Annotated in this window: 13 protein-coding genes; 8 read left to right on the top strand and 5 right to left on the bottom strand. The window is 71.4% G+C overall.

What is annotated here, in order from left to right:
• Positions 1–4: 4 nt before the first annotated feature.
• Complete coding sequence (locus LX88_RS23885; RefSeq protein WP_258950035.1) at positions 5–775, bottom strand: GAF and ANTAR domain-containing protein; 771 nt, start codon at positions 773–775, stop codon at positions 5–7.
• Positions 776–1,089: 314 nt separating this feature from the next.
• Between LX88_RS23885 and LX88_RS23880 the strand changes: the two genes are divergently transcribed.
• Both LX88_RS23880 and LX88_RS23875 read left to right on the top strand, forming a co-directional pair.
• Positions 1,090–1,812 (top strand): GAF and ANTAR domain-containing protein, encoded by a 723-nt coding sequence (locus LX88_RS23880; protein ID WP_258950034.1) that lies wholly within the window; start codon positions 1,090–1,092, stop codon positions 1,810–1,812.
• Between the two features lie 5 nt (positions 1,813–1,817).
• Entirely contained in the window at positions 1,818–3,287 is a 1,470-nt protein-coding gene (locus LX88_RS23875) for a PP2C family protein-serine/threonine phosphatase (RefSeq protein WP_258950033.1), read from the top strand.
• 81 nt (positions 3,288–3,368) lie between these two features.
• On the opposite strand, the gene LX88_RS23870 is transcribed toward LX88_RS23875, so the two are convergent.
• Together LX88_RS23870 and LX88_RS43840 are read right to left on the bottom strand one after the other, a co-directional pair.
• Positions 3,369–3,698 carry a DUF8129 domain-containing protein gene (locus tag LX88_RS23870; protein ID WP_258950032.1) on the bottom strand — a complete coding sequence of 110 codons (330 nt, stop codon included), beginning with the start codon at positions 3,696–3,698 and terminating at the stop codon, positions 3,369–3,371.
• Positions 3,699–3,773: 75 nt separating this feature from the next.
• Positions 3,774–5,105, bottom strand: coding sequence for a cytochrome P450 (locus tag LX88_RS43840; RefSeq protein ID WP_308203456.1), 1,332 nt, complete (start codon positions 5,103–5,105; stop codon positions 3,774–3,776).
• Between the two features lie 212 nt (positions 5,106–5,317).
• Here LX88_RS43840 and LX88_RS23860 point away from each other — a divergent pair, with 212 nt between their 5' ends.
• The gene (locus tag LX88_RS23860; protein WP_258950031.1) at positions 5,318–6,115 is read left to right on the top strand and encodes a coiled-coil domain-containing protein; all 798 of its coding nucleotides are present in this window, start codon (positions 5,318–5,320) and stop codon (positions 6,113–6,115) included.
• Positions 6,116–6,197: 82 nt separating this feature from the next.
• Here the strand turns inward: LX88_RS23860 and LX88_RS23855 are convergent, their stop codons facing one another.
• Positions 6,198–6,590 (bottom strand): hypothetical protein, encoded by a 393-nt coding sequence (locus LX88_RS23855; protein WP_372511402.1) that lies wholly within the window; start codon positions 6,588–6,590, stop codon positions 6,198–6,200.
• Positions 6,591–6,681: 91 nt separating this feature from the next.
• Here LX88_RS23855 and LX88_RS23850 point away from each other — a divergent pair, with 91 nt between their 5' ends.
• Positions 6,682–8,151, top strand: a complete 1,470-nt coding sequence (locus tag LX88_RS23850) for an aminotransferase class I/II-fold pyridoxal phosphate-dependent enzyme (RefSeq protein WP_258950030.1) — start codon at positions 6,682–6,684, stop codon at positions 8,149–8,151.
• Positions 8,152–8,159: 8 nt separating this feature from the next.
• Here the strand turns inward: LX88_RS23850 and LX88_RS23845 are convergent, their stop codons facing one another.
• Positions 8,160–8,936 (bottom strand): alpha/beta hydrolase, encoded by a 777-nt coding sequence (locus LX88_RS23845; RefSeq protein ID WP_258950029.1) that lies wholly within the window; start codon positions 8,934–8,936, stop codon positions 8,160–8,162.
• Positions 8,937–9,060: 124 nt separating this feature from the next.
• Here LX88_RS23845 and LX88_RS23840 point away from each other — a divergent pair, with 124 nt between their 5' ends.
• The 4 genes from LX88_RS23840 (at position 9,061) to LX88_RS23825 (ending at position 12,197) form a co-directional block, all read left to right on the top strand.
• Positions 9,061–10,032, top strand: a complete 972-nt coding sequence (locus LX88_RS23840) for a Ppx/GppA phosphatase family protein (RefSeq protein WP_258950028.1) — start codon at positions 9,061–9,063, stop codon at positions 10,030–10,032.
• Positions 10,033–10,104: 72 nt separating this feature from the next.
• The gene (locus LX88_RS23835) at positions 10,105–10,512 is read left to right on the top strand and encodes a four-helix bundle copper-binding protein (RefSeq protein ID WP_258950027.1); all 408 of its coding nucleotides are present in this window, start codon (positions 10,105–10,107) and stop codon (positions 10,510–10,512) included.
• Between the two features lie 10 nt (positions 10,513–10,522).
• Positions 10,523–10,900 (top strand): sensory rhodopsin transducer, encoded by a 378-nt coding sequence (locus LX88_RS23830; RefSeq protein WP_258950026.1) that lies wholly within the window; start codon positions 10,523–10,525, stop codon positions 10,898–10,900.
• An 85-nt stretch (positions 10,901–10,985) separates the two neighbouring features.
• Positions 10,986–12,197, top strand: a complete 1,212-nt coding sequence (locus tag LX88_RS23825) for a zinc-dependent alcohol dehydrogenase (protein ID WP_258950025.1) — start codon at positions 10,986–10,988, stop codon at positions 12,195–12,197.
• Positions 12,198–12,209: the final 12 nt, after the last annotated feature.

The following is a 12,209-nucleotide window of genomic DNA, read 5'->3' as shown; positions in this document are numbered from 1 at the left end:
CCCGTCACACCTCCTCCCCGGGACCAGCCTCCGCCGTGGCGCGCTGGGTGATCAGGTCCGCGATGAACCGTTCGGCCAGCACGTGCAACTTGACGTTCTCGTGCTGTGACCGTTCGACCAGCAGCTGGAAGGCCTCGTCCGCGGTGATCGCGTGCACGGCCATGAGAACACCTTTGGCCTGGTCGATCACGGCGCGGGACCGCAGTGCGGAGCGCAGTTGCTCGGCGAGCTTGAACGCCCGCAGGTACATGCTGTGACTGCGCAGGGCCGTCTCGACGGCGGTGGTGTAGAGGGACAGCAGCGGAGCGTCCAGCTCGTGGAAGCCGTGGCCCTGCCGGGAGTAGCCGTTGATGGCGCCGGAGTTCTCGTTGTCCACGGTCAGAGGTGTGGACAGGAAGCTGCCCATCCCGGCCGCGCGGGACTCGGCACCGAAGGCGGGCCAGCGGTCCTGTGCCTCGTGGATCGTCGCCCGCACCGCCCGGTTCGTCGCGGCGGCGTCCAGGCACGGGCCCGCGCCCGCGGCGTACTGGACACCGTCCAGCCGGGCCACGAGGCCGCTGGTGCTCGCGGCCGTGAACGGCCTGCCGCCGTCCAGCAGTGTCACGGTCGCCTCGTCCAGACCGGGAACCGCGTGCACGACCTGCTCGCAGACCTGGTGCATCAGCACCCTCAGGTCGTCCTCGCGGCTGAGCGCTTCCGAAAGGCGCTCCAGCGCGGTCGTCACCTCATCGAGCACGACCGGCAGCGGCCGGTCAACGTGGTTCGACGTCTCCATGGTCATTTCCCCGCCTACTGACGAGGACCCCAGACGAGACACACGGCGGGACTGCTCCCACCGGCACATGGCTGAACCGGACAACTCGTGCGACGACGTCAGGCGTGCTCGTCCACCGCAAATCGCATCCGAGGCGTGCGCCGCGACTCGGCGCACGAAGGACCACAGATCTCACGAGCCTAGCGCGTTCGGCATCTGCTGTCGCATCGATGCGCCGCTTGCCGGTTTGGAGCCGTGGGGGCAGGGAAGCCGGGGGCGTCGGTGCACGTCCTTCACCGGAGAGGCGACCAGTCAGTGCCGAAGGTGCGATGCCCATGAACCACGACCTGCCGCTGGCCGACGAACTGGCGGCCGTGTCCGCGCGGATGTCGGGTCTGCTGCTGTCGCGGGAGACCGTCGCCACCGCACTGCACCTGGTGACGTCCCTGGCGGGGGAAGCGCTTCCCGGCACGGTGGGCGCGGGCGTGTCACTGCTCGACGAGCACGGCCGCAGGACGACCGCGGCGGCCACCGACCCACTTGTGGAACACCTCGACGGGCTGCAGTACGAGCTGGGGGAGGGGCCGTGCCTGACGGCGTGGGAAGAGCGTCACGTGGTGAGGGTCGACGACATCGCCGAGGACGACCGGTGGCCGCGCTGGTCCGCCGCTGCCGGGGACTCGGTCATGCGGTCGGCGTTGAGCGCGCCGCTGGTCGCGGGAGGCGACGCGCTGGGCGCGATCAAGGTCTACGGCCGCGAGCCGGGCACGTTCGGGGAACGGGACGAGTACCTGCTCACGATGTTCGCCGCGCAGTCGGCCATCCTGGTGGCCAACGTGCGGACGTTCGAGAACGCGACGAAGCTCAGTGAAGCACTCGCGGACGCGCTGCGCGGCCGCGACATGATCAGCATCGCCAAGGGGATCGTCATGGCGCGTGAACACGTCGACGAGGGAACCGCCTTCGCCTTGCTGGCGCGCAACGCCCGCGAGGAGAACAGGAAGGTCCGCGACCAGGCCGGCAGCCTCCTGCGCTCCACCGTCCGGCGGGACCGCTGATCGCCATGTCCTCCGACCGGCAGGCGTCACACCAGGACGAGCAGCGCCGTGCGCTGGCGCTCGCCTTCAGCAGGGCAGGGCTGACACCGGAGCAGTTGTGGACGCGGTACTTCGCGCTCGGCGGAGCGGCAGGCCTGATGGAGGTCGAGGCGTACCTGCACGGCCTGATGCCGTTGCCCGCGCTGCAACGCGACATGCTGGCGCACGCGATCAACGAGCGCCTCGACGAACTGACCTGGCCGCAGCGGGTGCCCTACACCTTCCCGGCCCGGGGCAGCAGCCCGCGGACAGGACCGCTGGCGGGTCTGGTCGGCCTGCTCGACGGCATGCACAAGGCGCCACCGGAGCGCCTTCCCGCGGCCGCGGCGCGCGCGGGCAGGGCGCTGGGGCTGCGGATCGCGATCTACCTCGTCGACTACGACCAGCAGACCCTGCACCCGCTGCACGACCCCGAAGACCCCCACCGCGCACCTCTCGGAGTGGACACGAGCCTGCCGGGACGGGCGTTCCGCACGGTGCAGACGCTCACCAGCGATTCCGGCGGCCACCCGCAGCTGTGGGTGCCGCTGCTCGACGGGGTGGAACGCCTCGGCGTGCTGGGTGTGACCCCCACCGGAGCAGCGGACCTGCACGACCCGGAACTGCGCCTGTGGTGCCGCTGGCTGTCGACGCTGATCGGCCACCTCGTCACCATCAGCACCGGCTACGGCGACGGCCTGGACGCGATCCGCCTCCAGCGGCAGAGGACCCCGGCGGCGGACCTGATCTGGCAGCTGCTGCCCCCGCTCACCGCGGCCACCGACGGCTTCGCCCTCGCCGGCATGCTGGAACCCTGCTACGAGGTCGGCGGTGACGCCTTCGACTACACGTTGTCGCCGGAGACGGCGTCACTGGCCATCTTCGACGCCGTCGGGCACACCCTGCGCAGCGGGTTCGTGGCCGCGGCGGCACTGGCCGCCTGCCGCAGCAACCGCCGCGTGGGCCACGGCCTGTTCGAACAGGCCCGCACCATCGACGAGACGATCAGCGGCCAGTTCCCCGACGGCGCGTTCGCCACCGGTGTCCTGGCCGAGCTCGACCTGGGCAGCGGGCGGTTGCGCTACCTCAACGCCGGCCACCCGCCACCACTGCTGCTGCGGTCCGGCAAGGTCGTCAAACGCCTCACCGGCGGCCGGCGCCTGCCCTTCGGCCGGGGAACCGGTGAACTCACCATCGCCGAGGAGACGCTGCAGCCCGGCGACTGGCTGGTCCTGCACACCGACGGCATCACCGAAGCACGCGACACCAACGGAGAACTCTTCGGCGAGACCAGGCTGACGGACTTCCTCGAACGGGAGGCCGCGGCGCAGAACCCGCCGCCGGAGACGGCCCGGCGGCTGATCAAAGCCGTGCTGGCGCACCAGAACGGTGCCCTGTGCGACGACGCGTCCATCCTGCTGGCCCGCTGGATGAAGAGCGGCGAACTGGAGCTGTGACGGCGTCTCGGCGCGGTCACAGCTCCAGTTCGCGGTCGGTGGCTTCTCGGTGGTCTGGCCGGCGTCCGCCGGACCACGCCGCTAGTTGCGCCCGCGTGACGGCGTCTGTTCGTGGACGCCGTGCCGCAGCGGCGTGGTGCCGTCGGGTGAGTGCGCCGGCGAGATGGGCGGTTCGCCGGCGGTACCGCTGACGCGGGGAGCGTTGCGCTGGTCGCCCGGTGCCGGTTCGGCGCCGCGGCCGAGCTCGTCCAGCCGGGCCTCGATGACCTGCAGGACCGGGGTGCGGTCGCCGTGTTGGCGTTCGTGGTCGCGCACGCGGCGGAGTTCCTCCTCGGTCAGCGACCGGATGCGGTGCTTCAGGTCGCCGAGCGGGAGCTGGTCGTAGTCCGTCAAAGGGAGTTCATCGGTCACGCTGGTCGGCTACCCGGCCGAATCCGGTGCAAACGGTGCCCTGCCAAGACCGAGCACCAGTCCACTCCGGACTCGTCACGACGTGGGAACCAGGACCAGGCGGCTGCGGGGGCGCGCCGGGATCCGGCTCAGCGAGATGGTCAGGTCCTGCTCCGGTACCTCGTAGCCGAGGTGTGCCAGGCGGGTGCACAGCTCGGCGAGGATCGCGACGGTGAACGGTTCGCCCGGGCAGCGGTGCCCTGTGCCGGGATCACCCGCGCCCTGCGGCACGAGTTCCCACGCGTCGATCTCGCGGTGCAGGAACCGGTGCGGGTCGAACCGGTACGGGTCCGGCCACCAGCGGCTGTCGTGGTTCTGACCCCACAGGTCGAGCAGCACGAGCGATCCCGCCGGAACGCGTTCTCCCGCGAGCTCGAGGTCCCGCACGGCACGGCCGCCGAGGAACGGCGCGAACGGGTAGAACCGGCGCAGCTCGTGCGCGAAGGCGACGGCGAAGTCACCACCGGCGCGCAGTGGTTCGCGGTGCTGCGGCCACCTGTGCAGCGCGTGGCCGGCGTAGGCGACGAACCAGCACACCGCGACGGTCGGCCGGATCACGTTGAGCAGCTCCACCGCCGCCGTGTGCGGGTCCAGCGGTTCACCGTCCGCGTCGCGGTGCCGGGCGACGACGTCGAGCGCGGACCCCTCCGGTGCTTCGGTCCTGCCCTCGCGCACGTCCCGGACCAGCGATCCCAGCCACGCCTCGCGGCGCGTGCGGGCCTGCCGGGCCCGCCAGTGGCGGGGCCCTGCCGTCGCGAACCCGTCGACCATCGCCACCAGGTCCGCGGCCAGTGCCCCGACCTCGTGGGTGTCCAGCGGAATGCCCGCCCAGCGGCGCACGCCCGCCGCCAGCGCCCGGCTCGCCTCGTCGAACAGCACGACCTCGCGGCCCGCGGTCCACCCGACGACGGTGTCCTCCCAGGCCGCCGCCACCGACTGGACCAGCAGGGCGGTCGACTCGGGCGTGGCCAGCGACAGGAACAGGGCCTTGCGCCGCCGGTGCGCGTCACCGTCGAGCGTGTGCACCGCACCGTGGCCGAACAGGGTGCTCAGGACCGGACCGGGGATCGCGGTGTGGCGCTGGACGTTCTTCTCGTCGTAGAAGAACTGCGCGGACTCCGGGCCGCACAACCCCACCGCACGTTGCCCCATCACCCGTGTGTGCACCACATCGCTGCCCATGCGACGCCGGAGATCCGGCATCCAGCCGTAGCCCTTGGCGAGGGCCTGAAACGATTGGTCCCAGTGAACACGCGGTGTCTCCATACCCGCCTGTGCCCACGACGTGCGCGCCCAAACACCGATGTGGGAACCCGCGGTCAGCGGGTGGGCCACCAGCACCAGCACGGCACGAGGTTCGCGGTCCACAGGCCGTTCCCCCGTCCGTGGCGCGGATCACCCGGAGGACTGAGTCCGAGCGGCTCATGTCCGGGAACAACGGCGAGCGGGAGTTCGTCTAGAAGATCGGAAAATCGTTCGGGCTCTCATAGGAGGTGTGAAGCCATGGCGCACGGTCGCGCCGCATCGCCGTCAACGGCAAGTGACACCGGACGTCACCGGTGACCGGAGGGAGGACGAGAGTGGAGTTGTTGCCGCTGCGCACCGATTTCGACCTGCGGTGGCGCGGCTACGACCGCGACCAGGTCCAGGACCACGTGCGGGGGACCGAGGAGGAGCTGAGGCTGCTCGCCGCGGATCGCGACGCCGCCCTCGCCCACGCGGAGTCCCTTGCCCGGCGACTGGAAGAAGCCCGCACGCGGAACGCGGAGCTGCGTGCCCGCGTCGACCGGATCTGCCGCACCCCGATCGATCCGGCCGCGCTCACCGATCGCCTGCGTCGCCGGGTCGAGCTCGCCCACGCCGAAGCGGACGAGATCAGCACCCGTGCCCGCGCCGCCGCCGAGCAGCACTGGGCCGACGCCGAGCGGGCAGCGGGCCGGTTACGGCATCGGGCCGGACAGCTCGTGGCCGACCTCGACCGGCGGCGCGCGGAGATGGAGACCGAGCACCGCGAGCTGATGGACCGCGCGCACCACCAGATCGAGGAGACGACTCGGCAGGCCGAACGCCGCCGGCGCGAGCTCGACGAACAGGCCGCGCGGCTGCGTCAGCAGATCGAGGCGGACTTCGAGCAGGCGATGGCGCAGCGCCGGGCGGAAGCGATGCGCGCCCTGGCCGAGGAACAGCGGCGCGTGCAGGCGCGGATCGACGCGCTGCGCCGGCAGCGGGACCGCATCGCCGGGGACCTCCGCGCGGCACAGGCACTCCTGGCCGACACCGAGCTGCTGCTGTCTCCTCTGCCGGAAGAGGCGCCGGAAGAGGGACCCGTGGTGCCGGTGCAGGTCATCCGCCACACCCGCGAGCCCGTTCACAGCTGATCCGGGTCACCACAGGACTCGCACACCTGCGACGAGCACGGCTCCGTCCACACGGGACCGTGCTCGCCGCCCGATGTCCAGGTCAGATCGGGTCTTCGGGCGTGCGTGCCGCGCCGGCCACCGAGCCGCCGGGTTCGTCGGCGAGCTGTCCGCGTCCGGCGGCCTCCGCCCGCACCTCCTCGTCCAGCGGGGACTCGGCGACCGGCACGTCGGGCTGTTCCTCGGCGAGCCGGTCCTCCAGCGGACGGGGATGGGCCTCCTCGTACGGCGTCATGCCGTACTTGTCCACGCCGCTCCACCGTTCCGGCGGGTCCATGCCCGCCTCGAGCGGATCGAGCCGCAGCCGGTCCTCGTCGAGGTCCTCCGCGCTGTTGAGCGCCGCCGGGTCGGTCTCGACGGCATCGGGTGGTCCCGTGTCGTGCGGCGGCGCGTAGGACGCCAGGTCGTCGCCCGAATCCATGTCATGTGTCGCCATGACCGTCGTGTACCCCGCGGGCGTTCGTCCAATCGCCACGATCATCGGCGCGGGAGTGTTCAAGTGGCTGTGTTCCGGTTACTCCGTTCGCATGGATCACAGCAAAGCACCTGTTCTGGAAGCGTTGCAGGCGTTCCGGGAACTGGGGTTCACCCCGTTCAACCCGCCCGGCCACCGCCAGGGGCGGGGAGTGGACCCGCGCGTGCTGGAGGTCGTCGGTGAGGCGGTGTTCGCCTCGGACGTCATCTCCGTCAACGGCCTGGACGACCGGCTGATGCGCAACGGCGTCATCGAGCAGGCCCAGCAGCTGATGGCCGACGCCGTGGACGCCGACCAGGCGTTCTTCTCCACCTGCGGCAGCTCGCTGTCGGTCAAGAGCGCCATGCTGTCGGTCGCCGGGCCGCACGAGAAGATCATCATTCCGAGGCACGTGCACAAGTCCGTGGTGGCGGGCCTGATCCTGAGCGGCGTGTCGCCGGTGTGGCTGTCCCCGCACTGGGACGCCGAGCGGCACCTGTCCCACCCGCCGGGTGCCGAGGAGGTGCGCAAGCTGTTCGAGGCCGAACCCGAGGCCAAGGGCATGCTGCTGGTCACGCCGAACGACTACGGCACGTGCGGCGACATCAAGGCCGTCGCCGACGTCTGCCACGAGTTCGGCAAGCCGCTGATCGTGGACGAGGCGTGGGGCGCGCACCTGCCGTTCCACCCCGACCTGCCGCAGTGGGGCATGGACGCGGGCGCCGACGTGGTCGTCACCAGCGTCCACAAGTCCGGTGCCGCGGTGGAGCAGAGCTCGGTGTTCCACCTGCAGGGCGACCTGGTCGACCCGTCGGCGCTCAAGAACCGCGAGGACCTCCTGGGCACGACCAGTCCCACGTCACTGGTGTACGCGACGCTCGACGGCTGGCGCCGCCACATGGTCCAGCAGGGGAAGGCGATGCTCACCGCCGCCCTGGCGCTGGCGCACTCCACCCGCACCTCGATCAACGAGCTCCCCGGTCTGCGCGTCATGGGCGAGGACGAGTTCACCGGCCCCGGTCTGGCGCACGCCCTGGACCCCCTCAAGATGGTCATCGACCTGGCCGAGCTGAACATCAGCGGCTACCAGGCCGCCGACTGGCTGCGCGAGCACCAGCGCGTCACCGTCGGCCTGTCCGACCACCGCCGCATCGTCGCCCAGTTCACCCACGCGGACGACCACCGGACCGCGGCCGTGCTCCTGGACGCCCTGAGCGCGCTGGTCAAGGCCGCCGACGACATGCCCGCGCCCCCGGCCGTCGACCTGCCCACGCCGGAGGAGCTGCAGCTGGAGACGGCGATGCTGCCCCGCGACGCCTTCTTCGCCGAGGTGGAGCAGGTGCCGGCGGAGAAGGCGGTCGGCCGGATCAGCGCCGAGATGGTCACCCCCTACCCGCCGGGAGCGCCGGCCGTGCTGCCCGGCGAGGTGATCAACCAGGCCGTCGTGGACTACGTGCGCAGCGGCCTGGACGCCGGCATGGAACTACCCGACCCCGCCGACTCCGAGCTGAAGTCCTTCCGGGTGGTGGCCCGCAAGCGCTGAGTGGCGCCTCACGGCGTGGTGCCGGCCCACGCCGTGAGGCGGGTTTCGAGCAGCCGGTAGACGTCCGAGTCGAGCGCCATGCCGGTGTGCGAACTGCTCACCTCGGCGCAGTCGGCGCAGGGGTCGAGGCACAGGCGCCACGACGTGATCCGGTCGTTGCGGGAGTACACGGCGAGCGCGGGGACGTTGGACGGCAGGGGAGTCCTCAAGGCCTCCATGTCGGTGTCGTAACACGTTCCGGACAGGCAGTCCTCGTCGAGCAGGCCGGGCAGTCCGGCTGCCGAGAACCGGGCGAGCCTGCGAGCGGCACGCGCCACACCGGGGTTGCCGCCGAGAGGATCGAGCACCGGGCTGGCCGGCATCACGAGCCCGCGCACCAGATCGGGTCTGCGGACCGCGGCGATGCGGGCGAGCCCGCCACCGCGGCTGTGGCCGATCAGCACGACACGCCCGCCGGTCTCGCGGACGTGCCGCTCGAGCCTCCCTTCGATCTTGTGCACCAGCTCGGTGGTGCACCCCACGTTGAGGCCGATGCGGGCGCCGACGGGACGGAAATCCCGGCGCCGCAACCAGATCCGCGTCAGCGCGAGGCTGGCGTCACCGACGCCGAAGCCGGGGACGAGCACCACACCCGTTCCCCGGCCGAGCTCCGGGTCTCCTCGCCGCCACACCGGATCGCGCAGCAGCCGGGGGACGTCCAGCACGGCGACCAGACCGTGTTCGCCACCGGTTCTCCGTGCCGCCTCGGCCAGCCTCGTCGCGTGTCCTGCCAGCGGAGCAGCCATGGTCGGCGAGTTCCCGCCGGAATCGGGACCAACCGCTTCGCTCCTGTGCAGGGGAAGTTCTGTTTGTACGCACCGATCCCGGGTATCTGGTGGGCCCTGATGACGAGGTGCGAGGTGATGGCGCGTGTCCGAGGAGCCCCGCCGGGTCGGCGTTCTCGACGTCGGTTGCTTCAGCGCACACCTGGTCGTGGTCGACCGCCACGAGGGGTCGCTGCTGCGGCCGGTGCTGTCGCACAAGGTGAGGCTGCGGCTGGACCAGGCCATCGACTCGTCCGGGCGGATCAGCGCGGCGGGCATGGCGCGCGTCGCCGCCGCTGTCGAGCAGGCACAGCAGGCCGTCCGCCGCGCCGGTGTGTCGGCGGTCGTCCCGTTCGCCACCTCGGTCATCAGGGACGCCGCCAACGCCGGGGAGGTCGTCGACCTGGTGGCGGCGCGGACCGGCGTGGAACTGCGCACGTTGTCCGGCGTGCAGGAGGCCCGCCTGTCCTACCTCGCCGCGCGGAACTGGTACGGCTGGTCGGCCGGCCCGCTCACCGTGCTCGACGTCGGCGGCGGCACCGTGGAGATGGCCGTCGGCGAGGGCACGGAACCCGTGGCCGCACACTCGCTGCCACTGGGAGCGAGAACCCTGACGAGGCAGTGGGAGTCGGAGAAGCTCACCGGCAAGAGGCTGCGCCGCACCACGGCGGACCTGGTCCGGATGATCAACGCCGACCTCCCCGCCGGCCTTCCGGGCGGCGCCCGGTGCCGTGCCGTCGGCTGCTCCAAGGTCTTCCAGCAGCTGGCCCGCATGACCGGCGCGCGCCCGCAACGCGACGGGCTCTTCGTCGCGCGCCAGCTCCGCGCCGCCGACCTGGAGAAGTGGATTCCCCGGCTGGCCAAGCTGCCGGCGGCCGAGCGCGCACGGCTGCCCGGCATCTCCGAGCACCGCGCCCACCAGTCACTGGCCGGTGCGATCGCCGCGCGGGCGCTCATGGAGGCCACCGGTCACGACGTCGTGGACATCTGCCCGTGGTCCACCAGGGAGGGGCTGCTGACCACCCTGCTGGAGCAGCCCCCGCAACACGCGGGCGGTGGCCTGGTCGCCGTCGCCTGACGTCGTCGCGTGGTTCGGCGGTACGTCCCGGGGTAGCCGTGACGGGAGCGATGCCGACCGAGGAGGGCTGACGTGACCACGACGACGCTGCCGATGCTGGAGAGCTACCCGGCGGAGATCAACGTGGACAGGGGGAAACTGGCAGCGGCGATCGACGCGTTGATCGCCTGCGCCGAGGCGTGCACGGCGTGCGCCGACGCATGTCTGAGCGAAAGCTCGGTGGCGGAGCTGACGAAGTGCATCCGCACGGACCTGGACTGCGCGGACATCTGCGGCGCCACGGCGCGGGTCCTGTCACGGCACACCGCCTACGACGCCAACATCAGCCGGGCGTTGCTGGAGGCGTGTGCGGTGGCGTGCAAGGCATGTGGAGACGAGTGCTGGTCGCACGCCAACATGCACGAGCACTGCCGGATCTGCGCCGAGGCCTGCCGCGCGTGCGAGACCGCCTGCCGGGACCTGCTCGCCACCATCAGCTGAAGGAGCCATTTTGCAGAACGCACTGGGACAACGCACCTGGGTGATCGCGGAGGGGCACATCCCCGGCAGCGGCCACGGTGAAGGCCCAGCCCTGGAAAGCCACGAGACCGCGTGCATCCTCAACGCGTCCGGCACGGACGCGCAGGTGGAGATCACCGTCTACTTCACCGACAGGGAACCGGCCGGCCCCTACCGCTTCACGGTCCCCGCACGACGCACGCGGCACCAGCGGTTCAACGACCTGACCGACCCGGAACCGATCCCGCGCGACACCGACTTCGCCACGGTGCTGCACAGCGACGTCCCGGTCGTCGTCCAGCACAGCCGCCTCGACTCCCGCCAGGCCGAGCTGGCGCTGCTGTCCACCATCGCCTGGCCGGCGGGCTGACGCGACACTCCACTGTGGACCGTGTTTTGCCGGCCCCGCAGCGGGAACTCGCCCAGGAGGACGCCGGCGAACGAGGGGAAGCGCAGTGAAGGCAGTGGTGTGGCACGGCATCGGTGACATCCGCTTGGACACCGTGCCCGATCCGAAGATCCTGGAACCGTCCGACGCGATCGTGCGGATCACCCGTAGCGCGATCTGCGGTACCGACCTGCACATGGTGCGCGGAACCATGCCGGGCATGGTGCAGGGCACGATCCTCGGCCACGAGGCGGTCGGCGTGGTCGAGGAGGTCGGCCCCGCGGTGCGCGGGTTCACGCCTGGCGACCGGGTGGTGGTGACCTCGACCGTCGGCTGCGGCACATGCTCGTACTGCCGTGCCGGGTACTTCGCGCAGTGCGACACGGCCAACCCCAACGGCCCGTCGGCGGGCACGTGCTTCTTCGGTGGCCCGGAGATGACCGGCCCGGTCGACGGCCTGCAGGCCGAGTACGCCCGGATCCCGTTCGCGATGACGACGCTGGTGCGCGTTCCCGACGCGGTGAGCGACGACCAGGCGATCCTGCTGTCCGACATCTTCCCGACGTCGTGGTTCGGCGCCGAGCTCGCCGAGGTGGGCGACGGCGACACCGTGCTGGTGCTGGGCGCCGGTGTGGTGGGCCAGTTCGCCATCGCCTCGGCCAAGCGGCTGGGCGCCGGACGCGTGCTGGTGGTCGACGGCATCGCGTCGCGCCTGGACAAGGCGCGTGAGCAGAACGCCGAGACCATCGACTTCAACGTCGAGGACCCGGTGGCACTGGTGAAGGAGCTGACCGGCGGCGTCGGCGCCGACCGGGTGATCGACGCCGTCGGCGTGGACGCGCAGCGCCCGGCACGCGGACCGGCCGCCGAGCAGTACGAGCAGCAGGCGGGGCAGTTCGAGCAGGAACGGTCGCAGGCGGCACCGGACGCGGCTCCGCAGGGCGAGCAGTGGGTGCCGGGCAACGCGCCGAGCCTGGCGCTGCGGTGGGCGGTGCAGGCCGTCGCGAAGGCGGGCACGATCGGCGTGATCGGTGTCTACCCGGCGGGGTTCGACCGCTTCCCGATCGGCGAGGCGATGAACAAGAACCTGACCCTGAACATGGGCAACTGCAACCACCGCCGCTATCTGCCGAAGCTGCTCGATCTCGTCGTCAGCGGCACCGTCGACCCCACGGCGTTCATCACCCGCCACGAGGACCCGGTCGACGCCATCGAGGCCTACGAGACCTTCGACCGGCGCGAGGACGGCTGGCTCAAGACCGTCCTGGACGTCGCCTGACCCGCCGGAGGT

This window comes from Lentzea californiensis (assembly GCF_024648825.1).
GTDB classification, from domain to species: Bacteria; Actinomycetota; Actinomycetes; order Mycobacteriales; family Pseudonocardiaceae; genus Lentzea; species Lentzea californiensis.
Note: the sequence above shows the minus strand (reverse complement) of the source record. Positions and strands in the feature narration are given on the sequence as shown.

Excerpts from the sequence above, each read along its gene's own strand:
- LX88_RS23885 (WP_258950035.1), bottom strand. The coding sequence starts at position 775 with ATGGAGACGTCGAACCACGTTGACCGGCCGCTGCCGGTCGTGCTCGAT.
- LX88_RS23880 (WP_258950034.1), top strand. The coding sequence starts at position 1,090 with ATGAACCACGACCTGCCGCTGGCCGACGAACTGGCGGCCGTGTCCGCG.
- LX88_RS23875 (WP_258950033.1), top strand. The coding sequence starts at position 1,818 with ATGTCCTCCGACCGGCAGGCGTCACACCAGGACGAGCAGCGCCGTGCG.
- LX88_RS23855 (WP_372511402.1), bottom strand. The coding sequence starts at position 6,590 with ATGGCGACACATGACATGGATTCGGGCGACGACCTGGCGTCCTACGCG.
- LX88_RS23850 (WP_258950030.1), top strand. The coding sequence starts at position 6,682 with ATGGATCACAGCAAAGCACCTGTTCTGGAAGCGTTGCAGGCGTTCCGG.
- LX88_RS23845 (WP_258950029.1), bottom strand. The coding sequence starts at position 8,936 with ATGGCTGCTCCGCTGGCAGGACACGCGACGAGGCTGGCCGAGGCGGCA.